This window comes from Streptomyces sp. NPDC086549, assembly GCF_044746205.1.
In the GTDB taxonomy this organism is placed as follows: domain Bacteria; phylum Actinomycetota; class Actinomycetes; order Streptomycetales; family Streptomycetaceae; genus Streptomyces.
In genome coordinates this window covers 114,199-135,484 of the sequence record NZ_JBIVBS010000002.1, presented here as the reverse complement: position 1 = coordinate 135,484, position 21,286 = coordinate 114,199, and the positions used below count along the sequence as shown (strand labels likewise).

General features: G+C 64.5%; 16 protein-coding genes and 1 tRNA gene. 15 read left to right on the top strand and 2 right to left on the bottom strand.

Features of this window, described 5'->3' with window-relative positions:
• Nucleotides 1-35 precede the first annotated feature (35 nt).
• Nucleotides 36-737 (top strand): type 1 glutamine amidotransferase domain-containing protein, encoded by a 702-nt coding sequence (locus tag ACIPSA_RS07265; protein WP_402629836.1) that lies wholly within the window; start codon nt 36-38, stop codon nt 735-737.
• A gap of 531 nt (nt 738-1,268) precedes the next feature.
• Here the strand turns inward: ACIPSA_RS07265 and ACIPSA_RS07260 are convergent.
• Entirely contained in the window at nt 1,269-1,985 is a 717-nt protein-coding gene (locus ACIPSA_RS07260) for a tetratricopeptide repeat protein (RefSeq protein ID WP_323187291.1), read from the bottom strand.
• A gap of 462 nt (nt 1,986-2,447) precedes the next feature.
• Here ACIPSA_RS07260 and ACIPSA_RS07255 point away from each other — a divergent pair, with 462 nt between their 5' ends.
• From ACIPSA_RS07255 to ACIPSA_RS07195, 13 genes are all read left to right on the top strand, one after another.
• Nucleotides 2,448-3,410 carry a hypothetical protein gene (locus ACIPSA_RS07255; protein ID WP_402629833.1) on the top strand — a complete coding sequence of 321 codons (963 nt, stop codon included), beginning with the start codon at nt 2,448-2,450 and terminating at the stop codon, nt 3,408-3,410.
• A 782-nt stretch (nt 3,411-4,192) separates the two neighbouring features.
• Nucleotides 4,193-7,201 carry a DUF499 domain-containing protein gene (locus tag ACIPSA_RS07250; RefSeq protein ID WP_402629830.1) on the top strand — a complete coding sequence of 1,003 codons (3,009 nt, stop codon included), beginning with the start codon at nt 4,193-4,195 and terminating at the stop codon, nt 7,199-7,201.
• On the top strand, nt 7,198-7,611 hold the full coding sequence (locus ACIPSA_RS07245; protein WP_402629827.1) for a hypothetical protein: 414 nt from the start codon (nt 7,198-7,200) through the stop codon (nt 7,609-7,611). Before ACIPSA_RS07250 ends, ACIPSA_RS07245 begins: the two co-directional genes overlap by 4 nt.
• Nucleotides 7,608-10,622, top strand: a complete 3,015-nt coding sequence (locus tag ACIPSA_RS07240) for a DUF1156 domain-containing protein (protein WP_402629825.1) — start codon at nt 7,608-7,610, stop codon at nt 10,620-10,622. Before ACIPSA_RS07245 ends, ACIPSA_RS07240 begins: the two co-directional genes overlap by 4 nt.
• Complete coding sequence (locus tag ACIPSA_RS07235) at nt 10,615-14,217, top strand: helicase-related protein (RefSeq protein WP_402629823.1); 3,603 nt, start codon at nt 10,615-10,617, stop codon at nt 14,215-14,217. Before ACIPSA_RS07240 ends, ACIPSA_RS07235 begins: the two co-directional genes overlap by 8 nt.
• A 665-nt stretch (nt 14,218-14,882) precedes the next feature.
• Complete coding sequence (locus tag ACIPSA_RS07230; protein WP_402631775.1) at nt 14,883-15,026, top strand: hypothetical protein; 144 nt, start codon at nt 14,883-14,885, stop codon at nt 15,024-15,026.
• Nucleotides 15,027-15,039: 13 nt separating this feature from the next.
• Complete coding sequence (locus ACIPSA_RS07225; RefSeq protein WP_402629820.1) at nt 15,040-15,291, top strand: SpdD protein; 252 nt, start codon at nt 15,040-15,042, stop codon at nt 15,289-15,291.
• Nucleotides 15,292-15,421: 130 nt separating this feature from the next.
• Nucleotides 15,422-16,744 carry a replication initiator gene (locus tag ACIPSA_RS07220; RefSeq protein WP_402629817.1) on the top strand — a complete coding sequence of 441 codons (1,323 nt, stop codon included), beginning with the start codon at nt 15,422-15,424 and terminating at the stop codon, nt 16,742-16,744.
• Nucleotides 16,744-16,914: a helix-turn-helix transcriptional regulator gene (locus ACIPSA_RS07215; protein ID WP_402631663.1), complete on the top strand. Its 171-nt coding sequence runs from the start codon at nt 16,744-16,746 to the stop codon at nt 16,912-16,914. The genes ACIPSA_RS07220 and ACIPSA_RS07215 overlap by 1 nt, the downstream gene beginning before the upstream one ends.
• Nucleotides 16,911-18,284 (top strand): tyrosine-type recombinase/integrase, encoded by a 1,374-nt coding sequence (locus ACIPSA_RS07210; RefSeq protein ID WP_402629814.1) that lies wholly within the window; start codon nt 16,911-16,913, stop codon nt 18,282-18,284. Before ACIPSA_RS07215 ends, ACIPSA_RS07210 begins: the two co-directional genes overlap by 4 nt.
• Nucleotides 18,285-18,315: 31 nt before the next feature.
• Complete coding sequence (locus ACIPSA_RS07205; RefSeq protein ID WP_398419923.1) at nt 18,316-18,660, top strand: hypothetical protein; 345 nt, start codon at nt 18,316-18,318, stop codon at nt 18,658-18,660.
• A gap of 71 nt (nt 18,661-18,731) precedes the next feature.
• Nucleotides 18,732-19,619: a nuclease-related domain-containing protein gene (locus ACIPSA_RS07200; protein WP_402629811.1), complete on the top strand. Its 888-nt coding sequence runs from the start codon at nt 18,732-18,734 to the stop codon at nt 19,617-19,619.
• Nucleotides 19,620-19,683: 64 nt separating this feature from the next.
• Nucleotides 19,684-20,130 carry a hypothetical protein gene (locus ACIPSA_RS07195; protein ID WP_402629808.1) on the top strand — a complete coding sequence of 149 codons (447 nt, stop codon included), beginning with the start codon at nt 19,684-19,686 and terminating at the stop codon, nt 20,128-20,130.
• Nucleotides 20,131-20,435: 305 nt separating this feature from the next.
• On the opposite strand, the gene ACIPSA_RS07190 is transcribed toward ACIPSA_RS07195, so the two are convergent.
• Nucleotides 20,436-20,507, bottom strand: a tRNA-Arg gene (locus ACIPSA_RS07190).
• A 117-nt stretch (nt 20,508-20,624) separates the two neighbouring features.
• Here ACIPSA_RS07190 and ACIPSA_RS07185 point away from each other — a divergent pair.
• Nucleotides 20,625-21,143, top strand: coding sequence for a response regulator (locus ACIPSA_RS07185; RefSeq protein ID WP_402631660.1), 519 nt, complete (start codon nt 20,625-20,627; stop codon nt 21,141-21,143).
• The last annotated feature ends 143 nt before the right edge of the window (nt 21,144-21,286 follow it).

Here is a 21,286-nt window from a genome sequence, read left to right as displayed (position 1 = left end):
TAGGTGAACACACGACTGGAGCGAGATAAGAGATCATGGCAGCGACGAAGAAGATCTTGGTCATCGTCACCAACGTCGGCGAGTACGAGAAAGTCGGCATGCGTACGGGGCTGTGGCTGGGGGAACTGACTCACTTCTGGGACGTGGCTGCGGAGAGTGGCTACACGATGGACATCGCCAGCCCGCAGGGCGGCAAGATCCCGCTGGATCCTGAGAGTCTTTCCCATGAGGTCCTGGCAGAACTCGGCACCGAAAAGCGGTACCGGGACCGAGCGTTCATGGATCTCCTGGAAGACACGCGGAAGATTTCCAACGTGCATCTCGACGACTACGACGCGATCTACCTCACGGGTGGACACGGAGTGATGTTCGATTTTCCGCAGACCCCTGAACTGGAAGAACTGATGGCGCGGTTCTATGAATCGGGACGCGTCGTGTCGACGGTCTGCCATGGAGGGACTGGTCTGCTGAATGTCGTCCTAAGTAACGGCGATCCCCTGGTGAAAGGGAAGAAGGTCACGGGCTTCTCCTGGCCCGAAGAGGAGCTGGCGAACCGAGCAGACGCCGTCCCCTACAACCTGCAGCAGAGGCTGAAGGAGCTCGGGGCCGACTACAGCACGGCAGACAAGCCCTTCGAGTCGTATGTGGTCGAGGACGGCCGGCTGATCACGGGACAGAATCCTGGTAGTGCCAGGGGAGTGGCGCAGGCGGTTCTGAGGCAATTGACCACGGCCTGAGCGCGGCGCGGCGGCCCCTTGGGGTGTGTCAGGGGCTGACCAGGGCGAATGCCCCAAGAACCTGTCCACGAATAGTCCCCACACCGCGTCCTAGGGCCGCTCAGGCCTGCATACGCCTGCACATACAAGAAGACCCCGGCCTCAGCGTTTCCGCTGGTGACGGGGTCTTTGGGCACCTCATGCTGGGTGCCCCCGGCAGGATTCGAACCTGCGCACACGGCTCCGGAGCACAATCAGAGTTCGGCTTGCGACGCGGCTCTGATCAGCGGGTTCCTTGATCCCAGGAGGCGTCAGGTGCCCTCGTGTATCGCAGATAGTGCGAAGTCGGAAGTCGCCTCCGGCTCCTGCGCCCATTGAGAGGTCGGCTCCGCCGACGGGCTGCAACACCTGCGCGGGTGTTGCAGCCGTCTGTGACCGGACAGCCCGGACAGCGGTCCATCGGGCTGTCCGGGGTGTCCGTGCAGTTCGGGGCCGTAACCGGACAGCCGGACACCTGGGACACCCCTGTCCGGATTCGCGGTGCGCGTCCGATCAAGCGCCGTCGATTCGGTCGAGCAGAGCCTGAGCCTCGACTGTGCGGCGATGGTCCGGGCCGAATGAGGCCAGACAGGCATCGTGAGCAGCTGCGGCCTGAAGGCGAGCTTCGGTGCCGCGGCGTAGTCCCAGGAGGGCGGTGGCTACGGCCAGCTCGATGGCGCCGGTCTCTGGGCGGCTCGATTCCGCGGGCAGGCTGCGGTCCAGCTCACGGGCGCGCTCCGCCTCGGCGAGGGCCTCCTCGTGGCGGGCTTGGCCGTTGAGGCTGCGTGCCAGGCCGAGCCGCAATGCCAGAGTCAGCCGGTCCGGTTCAGGATGGGCGCCCAGGGTCTCGCGGGCGTGTGCCTCGGCCTCCGGGTGGCGCTCCTGCGCGCTAAGAGCGAAGACCAGCCCGTTGCTGGCGGCCCTTACTACGTTTTGCAACTCCCCTGTACCGCGGCTCGCGATCTGGGCGACGGCCGCACACTCTGCCTCACACTCGGCGTACTGACCGAGCGCGGCCAGCGTCTGGGCGCGGTCGGAGCGCAGCTTCAGGGTCTGCCAGTGATGAGCTCCGAAAGTCTTTCCGACGGCCGGCAGCACTTCGTCGTATATGGCGAGAGCGTCGGCGTGGCGGCCCTGGGCGCCCGTCGCGTTTGCGGTGATGCTCAGTGCCAGCGGTGCGTACGTGTCATCGAGTGGCAGCGACCGGGCCACGGCACGGGCCTCGGTCACCGCCTCTGCGTAGCGCCCGGCCCTGTACAGGGCCATGGCCCGCGACACAGGGGGTTCAGTCGTCCGCTTGGCGCGCGGTCGGAAGAGTCTCATGGCCGGAGGATACGGATATTGCGCGTGGTGTTCGGCCAAGGGGCGGGGCCGACTCCCCGCCCCTTGGCAACAGGCGCTGGACGCTCGGGTCAGCATGACGAGACAGACAGACGGAGCAGGTGGAGCAGTGCGCGGGCCAGACCACCGGCCAACGTGGTGGAAGCGGCGTAGAACGCGGCTTGCCCGAGGCCCTGGACAAGACGATGGCGGGCGCGTTGCCGCTTCACGTCGGGGCGCTGCGTACGGTGGGACATGACGGTCTCCGTTCAGGGGATGAGTCGACTCCCCCCGCACCGCTTGTTCCTGGCCGGGATACGGTGCGGGGCGGCAGTTTCTGCTGCCCCAAGCCTTATGGCTGATGTCCGCTGAATGCAGCTCCCGGAGCTCGAATCTCGATGTAAGTTCGGCGCCGTGAACGGGAATCGGGCCACCGCGTGGGTCGAGGGGACTTCGGCCGATCTGGTCGCCGACGCGCTCGCCCTGGGAGTGAAAGCCAGTCCCAGGATGGTGACCTCCTGGGTCGAGGACGGGATGCTCGCCCACCCCGAGCCGCGCAAGACCAGCGCGCACGGCAGTGATCCGCGGGTCTTTCCCCCCGAGCAACGCGAGTTGTTCACCAGACTTCTGGAAGCTCGAGAGCGCTCCCCGCTGGGGCGCATCCCGCAACGCTCGCTGGTCCGCGTCGTGCTGTACCTGTGGCTGATCAACGACACGGTGGTCCTCACCCCGCAGGCGCGCCGAGCTTGGCGTACCCATGCGCGAGCCACTGGCCAGACGACTGCCGTCAGGCGAAGCGAGAACGTCCGCGCAATCGTCGAGCAACTCGCCCACCCCTCCGCCAGCCTCAAGCAAAGGCGCGCCGCTCAGCTCGTCCTCGAGGAAGGCGAGCGGACCGGGCGGATCGACGTGGACAGACTGACGTCGGTCCTCACGGAGTTGTACTCGCCCTGGCCAGTTCAGCCCGGCATGCCGAGGATTGAACGAGCCCTTCCGGGCCCGTTCGGGCCCGTCCCCGTCCAGCACCACATTGCGATGTGGAAGGCCAAACAGCAGACGATCCGCCGCCTTCGGCACGAGGAGATCGACGAACTGGAGCTCGACCGGGTGCGCGCCGTCCATCGGCCGATGTGGGCGGACCATCAGGCTCGTCGGTCCGCCCTGGCGACCATCGGCGCAGGAGAGTTCGCGGCGTACTTTGCTGAGCCCGACACCATGGAGGGCCGCGCCATCGAGGCGGTTGATGCGTTCGTATCGACGCTCGCCGGCGAACTCGGACTGATCGAAGCCGCGTCCCATGCCGCAGAGACGGCACGTCTCAGACTGGCGCGCTGACCACCTACGCCCGACGGGCGATCTGGTGCGCTTGTGGTGCCGACGTTGGGCGTCTTTCTCTGTGGCAGTCAGGCGCAGCCTATTCGGCGCCGCGGATCTGGTGCGGGACCGGCACGCCGGGCTGCGTCCGCTCCGAGGAAGCCGCTGTGACCTGGGCGGACGCGCTCAGTTCCTGTCCACGAATAGTCCACAGACCCCGGCATACAGCCGCTTCGCCCCGCATACGCCTGCACATACGCGAAGACCCCGGCCTCAGCGTTTCCGCTGGTGACGGGGTCTTTGGGCACCTCATACAGGGTGCCCCCGGCAGGATTCGAACCTGCGCACACGGCTCCGGAGGCCCCGTGTCCATCACAGGTCTCTGCAGCTCAGCGTCCTGCCGACTGACTGAGTGGCCTCACCCGTCCGCGAATGGGCCGCGAACAAGCGACGTACACCACCTTGAAAGGGCTTCGATGGCCCCGTACGGCAACACGTCGGCGAGGACGTGCGCGGCACTGTTCGTCTCCATAGGCTATGTAAACGGCATGAACAGGGCGAAACCGCACCGACACGTCGGGCGGGTTCGAGCTCGACGAGGGACCCGTGACGAGATGGCAGATACCGTGCATATAACCCGAGAAGCCTGCCCTCCGGCTTGACCGTGTCCGGGGAGACCTTGATCCTCCGCCCAAGACCAGCAGTTGCCCGTGGGCGCGTGTGTGCGATGGAGCAGGACAGATTCCCCTGTCAGGTTCCATCCTCGCGGATACTGTGTGGAGCAGGTGGCGAAGGGGAGAAACGTGGAGAGCTTGTTCCGGGCGGTCGAGCCGCGTGATGACGTGCTGGCTGGCGAACTCACAGAGTCGCGCTTTGCTGCGTCGCTTGAGGAAGTCATCGCAGGTACGGCCCCGGATACTTACGCTGACGCAGGGCGCTTCTTCGCGGCCACCTTCCCATCGGCTGGCCTGAAGTCATTGCTCAACGAGGTCCTGGGGCGTATCGGCGGGGGCAAGCCGGACGGCGCCAGCGTGATCCGTCTGGAGACCAACCTCGGAGGCGGTAAGACCCACAACCTCATCGCGCTGTTCCACGCGGCCCGAGGACGACTCGACGCGGGTCACGCGGCAGAGTTTATGGATGCTTCGCTCCTCCCAGACGAGCCCGTCGATCAGGTGGGGGCGTTCGTCGGTACCAGCACCGGCGCGCAGAGTTTCCCTGAGATCGCCGGCGTCACACCCCGTACCGTCTGGGGATACCTAGCCCTTCAGATCGGTGGGGCTGCTGGCTACGAGTTCGTTCGAGGGGATGACGAGGCGCTCACTGCGCCGGGCTCTGATGCGATCAAGCGAATGTTGGGAGAGCGCCCCTCACTGCTCCTCATCGATGAGATCGCTCGCTACTACCACGTTGCCAAGGGGGTGCGAGTCGGCGAAACTACGCTCGCCAGCCAGACCACGGCCTTCCTGATGGCGCTTATGGAGGCGGTGGACGGTCTTCCTCATGCGGCATTGGTGATTACCACCACCGGTGTGACTGACGCCTTCGGCGACGCAACCAGCGACGTGCTTGAGGCCATCAACGAGGCTCGTTCGCTCATGGCGCGTAAAGAGCTGGTCCTCCGCCCGAGCGAGGAACCTGATCTCCCGAAGATCCTCGCGCGTCGTCTCTTCAAGCAGCGCGAGAGTGGTAGCGCCGCGGCGGAGACCGCCCAGGCGTATGCAGAGGCCGCTGATGCCGCGTATGCCAGTGGCCTTGATCTCCCAGAGGGCATGGTCGGCAGCGGTTGGGCATCAGAGGTCGCGCGAACGTATCCGTTCCATCCCGCTCTCATCCGGATCTTGGACAAGCGTCTGTCTACGATCCCGAACTTCCAGCGCACCCGCGGCGCGTTGCGACTGCTTGCCCGTGTTGTGCGTCGGCTGTGGGCCCAGCAACTGGACGGCACCTACTTGATTCACCCGCACCACATCGATCTTGCGGAACGGGTCATTGCTGAGGAGCTCTCCAGCCGGCTGGAGCGACCGCAGTTCGAGCCTGTGATTCGCGCAGACATCGCATCGCAGGCCGGGACGGAGTTGTCACACGCGGAGCGCGTCGACGAGCGGATGGGAGCGCGCTACGGGCGGCGCCTTGCCGCCGCGGTCTATTTGTACTCCCTCACGCGCGATGTTCCGGGCGTGCAGCCCCCTGAGCTTTTCGGCGCAACGCTTGTCCCTGGAGACGACCCCAACCTGCTCCAGAAGGCGCTCGATGGCCTTGAGACCGCCTGCTGGTATCTGCACGCAGATGTTCGCGGTTACCGCTTCTCGACCGAGGCGTCCTTGGTGAAGCTCATCCAGGAGGCCGAGAGTGAAATAAGCGTGACCAAGGCGCGCACCAAGGCCACCAGAATCCTGACCGAACAGTTCCGCGACAGCACGCTCAAGGTCCGTCGGCACTGGGACGACGCGAAGGTCCCAGACAACGCCGAGGATGCCTGGCTGGTCGTGATGCACTGGGACGACTTCGGTGACCCGCGTGGCGTCGACCCTCACGGCGCCATTCCGCCCAAGATCCAGGAGCTGTGGGAGCGCACTCCGTCTGGCGGAGTGCGCGAGTATCGCAACCGACTGGTGGTGTTGGCCCCAACACTGGGCACGCATGATGCGATGGTCCGCGCTGTGAAGACTCACCTCGCCCTTGAAGAGCTGTCCACGAGCGCCGACACGCTGAACGCGCTGACTCCCGAAAAGCGCAGCGAGCTGAAGGACAAGGCCAAGGAGTCCGCGCTCATGGCTAGGGTTGCGGTCTGTAACCACGTGAACGCACTGTATGTGCCAACGAGCCAAGGGCTCGAAGCAGTACAGCTTGATCAGGTCACCACCTCGTCGGTCTGGCCAAACCAGACCGACGCGATTCTGAACCGTCTTGCTGCGATGGAGAAGACGCTCCGTGCCGGCGACAAGGCAATCGACCCGGCGCATGTCAAGAACAAGCTAGGTGACTTTATGAACCGGCCCCAGCCCACTGAAGAGCTGGTCAAGGCATTCGCCAGGCGCCCTGATCTCAAGATGGTTTTCGACCGGGCTCAGCTTGTCTCCCTGATCAGTGCCGGTGTTCGCAACGGTGTGTGGGAGTACCAGGACCCGGACCGTGGCGACGACGGCTGGGCAACCAAGGAGCGCCCCGGTGCGAGCATTCGTCTAGCGGCAGATGTGCTCCTGCACCCGCCCGGCTCAGCTCCGGCGCCCGCCGAGCAGGCGTGCCCTCTGTGTGACACCGTCCATCCTGGTCGTGGTTGCCCGGACGAGACACTGAACGGCTCTCCGAACGGTGGGAGGCAGCTGGGCCTGCAACCCGCCAAGCCCACGGTGTTCGCCGGAACGGGCGCGGCGGGGAGTGCCTTCGCACAGGCACGCAGCGCAGCGGCGGATACCCAGCGGGAGAGCCTGCTGGAACTGAAGATCGAGGTCGATCACCTGGGCGCCGGAGCTGGCCCTGAGCTGCTGCGACTCCACTCGATCGTCCCGCCGGCCACCCTGGGAGCCGACCTGACCTACGATGTGGATGTGGTCATCACCCTAGGTGACGGCAAGATGCACACGGCAAAAGTCTCCTACCTGGGGACACCTGGTGACTATGCTCCGCTCCGAGAAGCTCTCAAGCAGTTGCTTGGCCCGCGCGAGTCCGTACTCAAGGCTTCAGTAACCGCGACTTTCGCCGACCCACTGCCATTGTCGGGGGATCTAGTGGAACGCTTTGCTCAGGCCGCGCGAGACACTGGTCCGACCAAGTGCAGAATTTCGATGCGCACTGAGAGTGACGGATGAGCCGAGCTGAGCAGTACACCTGCCTAATTTCCCGGGATGAGGATGGCCGCATCGTTGCCGTCGATGTTGCCGCAGAGGACCTTGATGGCGGCCATCGAACCGTCCACGTAAACGGCGGCCGCGCCACACACATTGCGGCGCCCCTACAAGATGTCCTGCGTAGTGCCGGACTGCGGGGGCGGGACTGGAACGCGCGCAAGCCGGTGGCGCTTGATCCCATGCTGGGCGCGCACGCTGAGTTGCTGCTGCGTGCTGTGAAGCCTCTTCGCCGAACGGACCGGATCATTGACATTGCCGTAGGGGTAGCTGCCATGAGTCGAGAGGAAGCGGCCTACTGGCATGCGCAGGTCCAGCATCGGCATGGGCTCAAGGCGCTGCGCATCCTCCTTGATGGGGGCAAGCGCAGGTGATCCTGCGCAACGAAAGAGTAGATCAGGGCGCAGCGGTCGGATCCGCCGTGCAGACACAGAGGGGCCAGACGGTGACCCGGAGCCTTATTGAACAGTGGTTGCCTTCAGCGTCTATCGGCGCCGAAAGCGTCAGAGAAACTGGGACCTTCACGGCTTTGCCGCCGACCTTCGCGTTGCATGTCTGGTGGGCTCGGCGTCCTCACATTGCCAGCCGTGCGGCAGTAATTGCTTCTGCCCTACCGGCCTGGCCGACGCCTAATGAAGCAGAAGGGAGCGAGGACTGTAAGCGCGTCCTTGCTGGCCTGCAGAATGAATTCCCAGGCGGCGAGGCAGAGTACCATGCATGGTTCCTCTTGTGCCTAGGAATTGCAGGCGATCCCGTATCGTCGCGGAAGGCAATTGCCGCAGCTAAAGAGGCAGGAATCAAGCTTCCAGGGAACGGCTATGGGTATCCGCGGGCGTTTACGGAGAGTCCCGGAAAGGAGGTGCTTGAGCGGATTTCGCGGCTTGCTGCGTTGCGTGGCAACCCCGGATCCGGGCAAATGACTCTCCTGGATATGTTCTCCGGGGGAGGTAGTATCCCATTTGAGGCAGTGCGATATGGATTCAATACGTATGCTAACGAGTTGAATCCGGTAGCATCCGCGATCCTTGAAGGCACGGTGGCTCTTCCTTCCGATCTCGGGGTTGAATTCACGCAGGTTATTAACGTCTGGGGTAACCGCTGGTCTAGCCGTGTGCGAAAGAGGCTCGAAGAATACTACCCTCTGCAAGGTGGGGAAACGGTGGTCGCCTACGTTTGGGCGCATACCGTCCCCTGTCCTACGACCGGTCGTCCAACGCCGCTGTCGCCGAACTATTGGCTCGCTCGCCCTGCCTCCGGCCTGAAGGTGGCTGTAGACCTGGAGATCGACCACGAGGCAGGGGTAGTCCACCCGAGAATTGTGGAAGGCAGTTCTGCTACGGGTCCTGGAAGCAGGGCTACGTACAAGAACGGCACCGCGACGAGTATCTGGACTGGCGAAACCTTCTCCGGTGAGTATATCCAGGAGATGGCGCAGTCAGGGCACCTTGGCCAGCAACTCCTGGCTCTGGCAATCACCCGTAGCGGGGTTAAGGGGCGAAAGTTCCGTGCGCCGACGGGCGATGATCTAGCTGCTGTCCAGGCTGCTGAGCAGGAACTTTCGGCCCGTTTGCCCGGATGGGAGATCTCCGATCTAGCGCCCACTGATGAGATCCCGGATGGGTGGAAGACTTCGGAACCACGCCGTATGGGGCTTACCCGCTGGTCGGACATGTTCACTCCACGGCAACTACTGGCGAATTTGACTGCGCTAGAAGAGACCCAGAAGATCGTTTCTGAGGCGAGAGAAGAGATTAGTGAGGCGCAAGCGAATGCGCTTGGGCTCTATCTCGCGTTCGCGATCAGTAAGTGTCTGAACTACAACAGTCGGATGAGCGTCTGGCACTCATTGCGTCAGGTTACGGCGAACACGTTTAGTCAGCACGACCTCTCATTCAAGATGTCGTTCGCTGAGCTCGATGCTGCGCATTCGCTGCCGGACTGGGCGATTGATCAGATAAGGCGCACTTATGAAGGGACCGCGCGCCTCATTTCCGGCGGAGAGCGACTCGACTCGTTCCAGCGTAGCGGGAAGGTTGAGATCATAAGTGGATCCGCTACGCAGTTGCCGCTGGAGAGTCAATCGATAGATTTTATCGTCACTGATCCCCCTTATTCAGATAATGTGATGTACGCGGAGCTGTCCGACTACTTCTATGTATGGCTTAAGCGGGCGCTCAAGAGCACATGGCCGCAGTTCACTAACCTCGTCTCGACGGACAAGGTTTCTGAGGCCGTGGCCAATCCTTACCTATTCAAGGACATGGCGCCGCCCGTACAACGTGGTCGCAAGAAAACAGACGCCAAAACGGCGGCCAAATTGGCTGACGACCGGTACGAAGAGCTGATGAAACAGTCATTCCGTGAAGCTCACCGGGTGTTGAAGTCTGATGGTGTGATGACGGTCATGTTCACGCACAAGAAAATTTCCGCCTGGGATACGCTCGGCTCGGCTCTCCTGGATTCTGGCTTCTCTATCAATTCTTCGTGGCCAGTCCATACGGAGAGTGAGAACTCTCTTCATCAGGCGAAGAAAAACTCGGCGAAATCTTCGATCTTCCTCGGGTGTCGGAAGCGAGTGGATGGCGATCCCGCCTACTGGTCGGACATTCGACGTGATGTGGAGCGAGCTGCTGAAGATGCCGTAACCCGATTTGCCGAGCAAGGGATGACCGGAGTAGACCTCACGATCGCAACGTATGGGCCAGTTCTTTCGGTGCTGTCCGACCGTTGGCCCGTTTATACGGGTGAACTTGATGGCGATGGCAAGCCAGAGGTCTTGCGACCTGACGCGGCCCTTGACTTGGCCCGGGAGAAGGTTGCGTCGCTCAAGAAGCGGGAGCTTCTGGGAGGTCGGGATATCGACTTCGATCGGATCACTGACTGGTATTTGCTCGCCTGGAGCGACTTCGCTGCTGCGGAATTCCCCTATGACGAGGCGCGGAAGCTCTCTATTGCGACTCACCTTGAGATCGATGATCTCGCTAAGCGGAACAAGGTGATTAAGGCGTCGAGCGGAAGTGTCACCCTTCTCACGCCGGCACAGCGGGTCACAGCTGGTGCGCTTGACCCCGATGCCGCGGAATTTGGGACGTGGCTCGACCGGCTACACGCGCTGATGGCGCTGTACGACTCGGATGGTCTGGGCGCAGCGAAAGCTTGGCTGAGCCGCACCCGTCTGGTTGATGACTCCACCCTCACTGAGGTGGTTCGGGCCGCCCTCTACGCAATTCCGCGAGTGAAAGATAAGGGTGCTTTCGCCCGCCCAGAGGCCCGGATCCTAGACAGCCTGCGAGCGGCTCTGTTCGATCACATCGAACCGCCGGCCGACGAGGTGGAACCCATTATTGTGCAGCACGAGCAGCAGACCTTCGGATTCGATGTCTGAAATCACTGTTACGTCGCCGCCCGGCTTGAGAGGCTTGGACCTTAAGCCGGGCTATGACTCCAGCGACCGTGTGCTGGAGACGTTTTACGTCCCGGCCCTGTCGAGATCAGTGCACTATGACCGCTCGGTCGGGTATTTCCGTTCCTCGTCGCTGAGTGCCGCTGCGCGTGGTTTGTCGCGATTCATCAACGGCGGCGGACGCGTGCGGCTCCTATGTGGTGCTGAGGTCAGCCCGGGGGACCGGGATGCTCTACTTGGCCGGGCCGAGATCGGCCCGGCGTTTGCCAAGAAGCTCGCAGATGCGCTGGTCACAGAGTCCGAAGTGGATCGACGGCGCCTTGAGGTGCTTGCCTGGTTGGCAAAGATGGGGCGTCTTGACGTACGGATTGCGATCCCGGTGGACCAAGACGGGACGCCGATCGTCGGCGGCGATATGACCCCGTACTTCCACGAGAAGATCGGGGTCCTACGTGACACGGTTGGCGACGGTGTCGCCTTCCAGGGGTCGGTGAACGAGTCTGCTCAAGCGTGGACTCGCAACTTCGAGTCGTTCTCGGTCTACCCCTCGTGGACTGAAGCTGCCACGTACTTCAGCCACTGGGCCTTGAAGTTTGAGGAGCATTGGGCCGGCCGGATGGTCGGCTTCAAGGTGTACGCATTACCGGATGCCGCGTCGGAGCGACTGCTGAGCATGGCACCGAACGTGGTGCCGGGAGAAAGGGACTCAGAAGAGCCAGAGCCGATGGGCGACGATGCCGCCGTCGCTCGCTATCTGCAAGTGGCTCCGGCCCTTGTAGGGGCCGAGGCTCTTCCGGTGGCAACGACGGGACTGACGCTCTTCCCGCATCAACAGCAGGTAGTTGAACGCCTTGCTGGTCTGTACCCTCGCTCCTGGCTGCTCGCCGATGAAGTAGGTCTCGGCAAGACGATCTCAGCTGGCATGTCGTTGCGCCGACTCTTGCTCTCTAAGCGCGTGCGACGTGCCCTGATTTTGGCCCCGGCGAATGTCTGTCGGCAGTGGCAGGACGAGCTCTTCGAGAAGTTCGGTCTATGGGTTCCCCGCCTTGAAGGCGGCAAAATTTACGGTGCTCACCCTGATGATGTGCGGACTGTCGTACCCGGGGTGAATCCGTGGGAGTCTGAGCCGGTTCTGATCGCCTCCAGCCACCTCGCGCGTCGGCCGGTTGAACAGGAACGTCTCCTTGCGGCCGGGCCGTATGACCTCGTGATTGTGGATGAGGCGCACCATGCTCGCCGCACTCACATTGATGAGGATGAATACCGCCCGGGGCGTCTGCTCGAATTGCTCGACCGCATCACGCAAGGGGGAGCGGCCAAGGCGCTCTGGTTGCTGACGGCGACACCGATGCAGGTTGCCCCGATCGAGCTGCGGGATCTGCTCATCCATGTAGGTCTACAGGGACCTCTGGCTAACCCTCATGCATTCGAGAGATACTTCCGCGAAGTGGCGAGGGGTGACGGTCCAAAGGACCGAAAAACGGCCTGGGCATGGTTGGACCAGACGCTGCGTGATACGCCTCGACTACCGCGTACCGCGGCAGAGGAAGCGGTCCTCAAGAAAATTCGAATTCAAGTGGGCCCCGTAGCAGCGGCCCGCATCGAGAAGTTCGGCACGGGAGACCTATCTGGGGAAGAGATTGCTCAGGAGCTGACGCCCAGCGGCCTGGCAGCGCTGCGGGAGTGGCTGTCTCTGCTCAGTCCTGTCGGTCAACTCGTAACTCGCCATAGTCGCGAGACGTTGAAGATGTATCGCGACCGCGGACTTCTTACGGAGAACCTTGCTGATAGGGACACTCAGCCGGTCGTCGTGCCCTTCACCCAAGAGGAGCAGGATCTCTACGATGAGCTCGACGACCTCATTGACCGGCTCATGTCTGCCCATGGAAGCAAGCGTGGTGCCGGCTTCGTATTGACCGTTTACCGCCGTCGGCTAACCTCGTCTTGGGCGGCGATCCAGGCGACATTGACGAAACGACTCAATCGCGAAGCTCTGGCGCTCGATGATGATCAGGCGGCAGAGGACTTCGAGGAGGCGTGGAGCGACGTTGGCCTGGAGACCGGAGACGGGCATCAGGTCAACGACTCTCAGGCGCTGCCACTGACGGCGACGGAAATAGAAGACATCCGGGGGTATATCAGCCGGATGAAGAACGTGCCGGACTCGAAATTTGACCGGTTGCGCTCCGATTTGGATGCTGCCCGTGGGCGGGGGTATTCAACTATCGTCTTCACTCAGTACACGGACACGCTTCTAAGTCTTAGGGGCAGGCTTGTCGGAGCCTACAGATCACAATTGGCCACCTTCACCGGACAGGGTGGGCAGGTCTTCCGTGAACACGAAGGCTGGGTTGACATCTCCAAGCGTGACCTTGTCGATGCTGTGCGCTCCGGCCGTGTGACCGTCCTGCTTGCCAACGACGCGGCCAGTGAGGGGCTCAACCTTCAGGCGTGCAGCTTTCTCATCAACTACGACATGCCGTGGAATCCGATGCGAGTCGAGCAGCGCATCGGCCGAGTGGATCGCCTCGGCCAGGCGCGAGATGTCGTCCACATTCGAAGCTATTTTATACCCAATACCGTTGAGCAAGACGTTTACGCAGCGCTCGCCGGACGGATCGATGACTTCCGTCAGCTGCTCGGTCAGCTTCAGCCCATTCTCGGCGCCACCGAGCGTGCATTTCAGGCGATCTTCAAGGCGCCGAAGAGTGAGAGGGCATTGGCTCAACAACAAGCGATCCGCGAGCTGGTCGACCAGATCGACATCGTGCGACAAGAAGGTGTCGGCTTCGGCGCGGAGGATGCGATGCCGCTGCCCGAGCACGCACCCTCCCCCGTTGCCTTGGAAGACCTTCGCGAGGTCCTCTTTGAACGTTTCGGTGCCGTACTCGACAAGCCCGGCCGCCCCATCACATCTGACCCATCGCGGGCATCGCGTGACGGGGAGAGCTGGACAGCCCTGGCAACGTATGGTCACCCAGCCTTGTCCGAGGTGCTCGCCCGTAGGGCAGGGGCAAGCCTTCCTGACGACAGTGCGCTGGTCATCACCGGTGACGGGGCATGGCCGAGTGTAGCTGTACGTGCTGACCGTACTCCGCCCACCGTGGTGCAAGGGCTGAATGACGTTGACAACCTCGGAATCGCGGCCGCACGAGGAGAGGCTGAAGAGACAGCAAACACCATTCGGATCGAAGCTATTGGAAGGCAACGGTCGTACGAAAGCGCCCTCACCGACACTCGTCGGCAACAGGCTTTGGAGGGAATCAGAGCGAAGTTCATCACCCTTGTTCACGAGGCGCTGGCAGGTGGTTGCGCGGCAGCACGATCTGAGGGTGGTGCCGGCGTCGACCCGCTGACCGTCTGGCACGCCCTGAACACGGATCGAACGTCGATGTGGGGTTACGCGGAGGCGATGCGCGGCAAGTTGAACGTGCCGCTCGCCCGACTGATCCCCACCCGCCTAAGCACTCAGAGGGAACCGATCTCGACAGAGACCTGGGACGAACTTCGTCGCAAACTCGGGCTTGAGCTAGGAGGGTTGATGACCTTGATGCGTGCCACATTTCTTGGGCTGTGAGGGAAGGTGTGGCGTGGCATCGCTATCGGCCTAGGCGGTGCGTGTTGACCGCTTGATTAGTCGACCAGGTCGCGGGACTTCTGGTCAATCGGTGTCGGGGTAAGCCGTGCCCTTGCAGCTGTGGCTGCTGTCCGGCAGATAGCGCTCCGTGGGCCATCGCGGCCCTGGCGCCGTCCGCGGGAGTGCTGCCTGCGTGTGCGGACAGGGTGGCACACGCTGACACCTAGGCCCGATTCGCAGCGCTCACCAGCAAACCACGGACCCCAGCTCCCATCCCGTCCGCCGTCGACCCACACACCGTGGAGCTGGCGTGGTTCAGGGGCGTCAAGGTGGAGCGCGCCACTGAACGAACGACCTTGACGCCCCTGGGCCGCGTCTGCTCGGCTCTGCCTGGGTCGATGGCGGACGGGATGGGAGCTCTCCGCGCACGCCACAACGGGCCCGCTGTCGGCTACGGCGCCCCTCCATCCCGGTGCCGACCGATCCCCCGCCGGAGGCTTGCTTTGGCCGCGGGCCGCGTCATTGAGTCCTCGACCCATGGCCTTCCGGCCCTATCCACATGTGGGCGCGCGTCGGCGCAGCGCGGGCGGAGCGGGCCGGAGGCAGGAGCGGCGCCCGCAGCGGAGCCGGGAAGCGCGCCCGGCGGAGCGGAGCGCAGCCGGGGCTTGATCAAGTTCCTTGGCGTGCGCATGTGGGTCGCCGTCGTGATCGCCCTCTTCGGCTTCTGGCTCTCCCACACCTTCCTCGCCCCCGCCATCGAGTCCGGCACCCGCTCCGGGGTCGGCGTCGTCAACGGCGACAACCGCTGAAATGAGCTGCGCCATGTTCCGCCCCAAGCTGCCCGACGTGCCCACTCCGCCGCCGACCCTCATTCCGCAGCAGTACGACCAGCACAACCCGGCTCCGACCGCCGCCGGCCGCTCGCTCAGCCCCTACGCGGGCCCGGTGGCCGCTGTCCTGGTCGGCGGTGTCGTCCTCACTGCGCTCCTGGCGGCGGTCGCCATCACGGCCATCTCCGTGGCCATCGCCGCCGTGGTCCTGCGCTCCTTGCTGAACGGCGCCAACAGGCGCTGACCGGCCGCCGGGGCGGCAAACGCCGCCAAGCATCCCGCCGCCCCGGGGCCGTCCCTCCCAACCGCAGAAACAGCCGAAAGGAACTCCCATCATCACCCGGCAGACTCCGCCCCCGCTGGCGGAACTCTCCATGCTGGCCTCTCTCGGCACCATGCCCGAGCTGGCCCGCCAACTCTCCGGCCTGGGCGGCTGCACCCACCCTGTCCGCCTCGACGGCCACCGCACCGAATACGCCGTCGACACGGCAACCGGCGAGATCGGCCGCACCCTGCACCACCTCGACTCGACCGCCCTCCCGGCCGGCCAACTCCTCGTCCGCTGCAACAACCGCCGCGCGACCCGCTGCCCGGCCTGCGCCGAGACCTACCGCCGCGACACCTACCACCTGATCACTGCCGGACTACGCGGCGGCAAAGGCACCTCGGACCAGGTCGCCACCCACCCGCGCGTCTTCGCCACCTTCACCGCCCCTGGCTTCGGCCCGGTCCACAACCGCCGCACCGATGGGCGTCCCTGCCGCTGCGGGGCGCGGCACGACGAGAAGGACGGCGCACTTGGCACGCCTCTCGACCCAGACCGCTACGACTATGAAGCGGCCGTGCTCTGGAACGCCCACGCCGGGTGCCTCTGGCGGCGCTTCTCGATCTACCTCCGCCGGGAGATCGCCAAGCGCGCCGGTCTCACCCAACGCACCTTCCGCGACCATGCCCGCGTCTCCTTCGCCAAGGTCGCCGAGTATCAGAAGCGCGGTGCCGTGCACTTCCACGCGGTCATCCGCATCGACGGCCCGGAAGGCGGCGACACGGCACCGCCCGCTTGGGCGACGGCGGAGCTCCTGACGGACGCCATCCAGGCCGCGGCCACCGCCGCCCGCGTGGACGGCCCGACCGTCGACGGACGCGCGCACACCTTCGCCTTCGGCCGCCAACTCGACGTCCGCACGATCCGATCCGCCGACTTCGACGACGGCCAGGACCTCACCGAACGCGCTGTCGCCTCGTACATCGCGAAGTACGCGACCAAGGGCGCCGAGACGGCGACCGGCACCCTCGACCGCCCGCTGAAGTTCCTCGCCGAGCTCGCCCAGGCACGCATCACCGAACACGCCCGACGCATGATCCGCGTCGCCTGGACCCTCGGCGCACGCCCTGAGCTCGCCGAGCTCCGCTTACGCGCCTGGGCGCACATGCTCGGCTTCCGCGGCCACTTCTCCACTAAATCCCGCCGCTACTCCACCACCCTCGGCGCACTGCGCACCGCTCGCGCTGACTGGCGACGCGCACAGGTCACCGCGGTGGTCGAGACAGAGCCGACGGAAACCACTCTCGTCCTCTCGCACTGGGTCTTCGCCGGTACTGGCCTGAGCCGTGCCGAAGCCTGGCTCGCCTCGTCCCTCGAACCCGCACTCGGAACGGAAGGAGAACCGACGTGGACTCCCGCCACGACGAGCTGATGACTGTTCGCCAAGTCCTGGATGAGCTGGGCGGTGTCTCTCGCCGAACCTTCTACCGCTGGCGGGAGCTGGGATACGGGCCGGCCGCGTTCAAGCTGCCCAACGGAGAGCTCCGGGTATGGCGGAGCGACTTCATCACGTGGCTGCGACAGCTGGAGGCGGCGGCGTGAAGTCCCTTGATGTGAAGGTCTGGGCGGTTCGCAAGCGGGACACCAAAACGCCCTCGTACGGTGTCCGCTGGTCCGTTGCGGGCAATGTGCTCTCGGAGTCATTCCGCACGAAGGCGCTCGCCGACCACTTCCGCACGAAGCTCATGCGAGCGATGCGCGACGGTGAAGAGTTCGACACCGAGTCGGGCCTCCCGGCCTCGATGGAAGAGAAGAAGTCGGCCGTGTCCTGGTACGCCTTCGCCCTCAGGTACCTGGCCATGAAGTGGCCCCATGCCGCCCCTAATACGAGGGACGGCATCAATGAGTCCCTCACCAGCGTGACGCTGGAACTGCTCGACGAGCGTGCCGGACGGCCGTCCGATGAGGTGATCCGCAAAGCATTGCGCAACTGGGCCTTCGTGTTGCCGGGGCCCGACGATCGGGAAGTCCCGGACGACGTGCGGAACGTTCTGCACTGGCTGTCCAAGGCCTCCCGACCGCTCGCCGATCTTGCTGAGCCTGCCACGGCCCGCGCGGTCCTCGACTCGCTGAAGCTCAGGCTCGACGGTACGGCGGCAGCGGCAGAGACCGTGCGGCGCAAGCGTCGGACGCTCGTCAATGCCGCGAACTACGCGGTCGACCCGGGGGAGCTGCGCGAGAACCCCATCACGGCGGTTCGCTGGCAGAAACCGAAGGTGTCCAATCAGGTGGACCCGCGCGTAGTCGCCAACCCGGAGCAGGCTCGCAACCTCCTGGCGGCCGTCTCCTACGTGGGCGGATACCGACGTGCCCGCGGCCGTCGTCTCGTGGGTCTGTTCGCCGCGATGTACTTCGGTGGCCTTCGGCCGGCTGAAGCGATCGGTCTCGCCGAGACGGACCTGATCCTCCCTGACCAGGGCTGGGGATCGGCCCTACTCCACCGGACTCGCCCGTCGGTCGGCAAGCAGTGGACCGACTCGGGGGAGACCCACGACGACCGCGGGCTGAAGAACCGGCCTACCGAGGACGTCAGGCGAGTGCCCATTCCGCCCCACCTCGTGGCCATGTTCCGCGAGCACCTGGCCACCTTCGGGACCGCGGACGACGGGCGCCTCTTCTTCAGCGAGAAAGGCTCGGTCGTCCCGTCCTCGACCTACTACCGCGTGTGGCAGGAGGCCCGGCTTCTCGCGCTCCCGCCGGCCATCGCCTCCTCACCGCTCGCGAGTCGCCCGTACGACCTCCGGCACTCGGCGCTGTCGACTTGGCTCAATGCCGGAGTCGATCCCACCGAGGTTGCCGAGCGCGCCGGCAACAGCGTCGAGGTCCTGCTGACCCGCTACGCGAAGTGCCTCGACGGACGGCAGAACGTCGCCAACCGGCGTATCGAGGATCTGTTGCGCGAATACAAGTGATCGCACGAAACCTGGGCCTCATACTTCCGGCGTGGACGTATCCGACGATGACCAGAAGATCGATCCTGAGTGGGTGGAGGTTGGCAACAACGTATGCGGTGTCCTGCGCGGTTGCCGGGATGCCTCTGCGGTGGCCCAGCACTTCGTGCGAACGGGGTGGAGTTCGAGGTCGTCTTCTTGGCACGGCTACGAAGTCGAAACCAGCTGGTGCCAGCTGGAGGTCGAGCCGATCGAGGGTCCAGACATCCTCCTGAACGGAGTCGTCGACCCTCAACACTTCGACGAACTCGGCGGCGTACTTCACCGCCTCGGTTTGAGCTACTCCCTGGAGCTCTACCAGGGAGACGACACACTGGTCCGTGAGATGCACGTCTGATCACTGAGCCCACCTGTGAGGCCCCGGCATATTGTCCGGGGCCTCTCTCGTTTTGAGCCCTGCCTGCTGCGATGCTTCGGGCGGAGAGCGGACGAGGGGGGCTCGTGGAGCTGAAGGTCACGCGCTGGAAGCGGTACGGACATGATCGCTGGTACGCGAATCTGCCGGATGGCACCGCGGTCGGCTGGGCGGGCGTGAGGACGGGGGACATCACCGTCTTGGTCGGTGAGTATCGCGACGACGTGATCGCCGTGTTGACACACCACTTACGCAACAACCCTGAGCCGGTGTTGTCGCAGGGGGCACCGGAGGCTGAAGCCCTTCTGATGCTGCCGCCTCTGACACCGGCCGATGACCTTTCCGCCAACCGTCCCGGTGAGTCCCTCCGCGACCTGCTCGACAAATCCGGCCCAGGTCTGATCGAGCGAGTCGTCTCACAGCTTCTGCGGCGTCCTACGGAGTGGGACTCGTGGCGTAGGGGCCTGGCAGGGGAGAGGAGAGTGGGAGCCGAGCTGAACCGCTTGGCGCGTCGCGGATGGCGGGTCCTGCATTCCATCCCGCTGGCCAACAATGTGGACGTCGATCATTTGCTGATCGGGCCTGGAGGGGTGTTCAGCATCAATACGAAGCACCACCACAACAAGGCCGTATGGGTCGGCGACGATGCTGTGAAAGTCGATCACGGAAAGCCGGCGCCCTACGCACGCAAGAGTCGAGCGGAGGCCAAGCGCGTGGTTCGGGTGCTTGAGCACTACTCTGGCTTTCCCGTGCAAGTCGAGCCAGTACTCGTCTTCGTTGGTGTCACCGATCTCAAGGTGGTCGCCACGCAACTCAGCGTCCGGGTGTACCAGGAGCGCCAAGTAGCGGCTCTGGCCCCACTCTCAGGGGTGCTGACGGCCGAGCAGGTCGAGCAGGTGTACAGCGTCGCTCGCCATCGACAGGCCTGGAGCAAGGCCTGAGTCTGTGCCCTATTACGACCTGGTGCGCGATTGGGGTCGGCTGTCCGTAGTGGAGGATGGCCCTATGCATGCTCTCTTCGACAGTCCTGGGCTCCGTCGCGTCTTGCTGGGCGAGTACCCCTTGTGGGACGAGGCTCTTGCGCTCCTTAACCGGGATTTGGCAGTGACTCTTCCTGAGCAGGGGCCCCTGCAACTGGTGGCCCAGCCTTCCTACGAGGCGGGCGAGCCGGAGTATGTCTACGTTGCGCTGGCCAATGGCGAGTGGCACGGCGGTCACTTGTACCCAAAGGTGGCCAAAGACCTTGCTCATGCCTTGGCGATCGTCGCCGACGCCGCGCAGGATACCGTCGCTGAGCGTCTGTGGCAGGCGTGGCCTCTGTGCGTCGAACACAACCTGGGCATGCATGCGCGCGAGGTGGAGGGGCCGCTCTCCTGGTGGTGCGCCGGAGGGCGGCCGCGTCTCGGGCCGGCCCACATCCGTGCGGCCGTGGGCGCGCTCGACATGTCCTGAGCCGCCCGCATCGCCGCAACCGCAAGCGATGGTGAGCAACGTCGTTAGTGCGGCGCTGGCCGTTCCACGGGTACCGCGGGCAGCCTCCGCAGCGTGGCCATCGTCCAGGAGCGGCCGTCTGGAGCTGATGCGGGTCCTCGGCCACTTGGGGACGTCACCTGCGGCGATGCTCCAAGATCCCGTCCACGCCTCGTCCACGGACCCCGACATACGCCCGCTTCGGGCTGCATCTGCCTGCACATACGCGAAGACCCCGGCCTCAGCGTTTCCGCTGGTGACGGGGTCTTTGGGCACCTGATCCAAGGTGCCCCCGGCAGGATTCGAACCTGCGCACACGGCTCCGGAGGCCGTTGCTCTATCCCCTGAGCTACGGGGGCGTCTGGCGTTGAGCTGCTTGCTCGCGGCGACGGGTAGAACACTACCAGCTCCGTCGGGGTGTTCATGAACGGGTTTGTGGCGGTGGGGAGGGGGTGGCTCACTCGCGCGGGGCGGAAGTGGGGAAAAGCCGGACGCGGTGGCCGGTCCGCACCTACTCTCGAGTTGTGTCGGGCGCGTCGGGTCGGGTGCTTGTTGTGGACGACAACAAGGTCATCCGGCAGCTGATCAGGGTCAATCTTGAGCTGGAGGGGCTTGAGGTCGTGACCGCGGCCGATGGTGCCGAGTGTCTGGATGTGGTGCATGAGGTGCGCCCCGACGTCGTGACGCTGGATGTCGTCATGCCGCGTTTGGACGGGTTGCGGACCGCCGCCCGGTTGCGTGCCGATCCGGTGACTCGGGATCTTCCTCTCGCCATCGTCAGCGCCTGTACGCAGTACGAGGTCGAGCGAGGGCTTGATGTCGGAGTCGACGCCTTTCTTGCCAAGCCCTTCGAGCCCGCCGAACTCGTCAGCCTTGTCCGGCAGTTGATCGAGCGGGGGCGCGGAGGGGCGGTCGAGGGCGGGCGCGGTGGGTCTTCCTTCGGGGCCGGGGAGGCCGAGCTCTCGGCGGAGCGCGCCGGCCGTACCGGCGGATGAGGATGAGGCTGAGGGTGAGGTGTGTTCGGGGGCGGTTTGCGTGTCCTCGGCAGGGTCCTCGGCAGGCCGACCGGTCCCACCGGTCGCCATGGCCCCGGCACGCGCCCCCACCCCGTCCACATCCCGGACCCTCCGCAAACCGA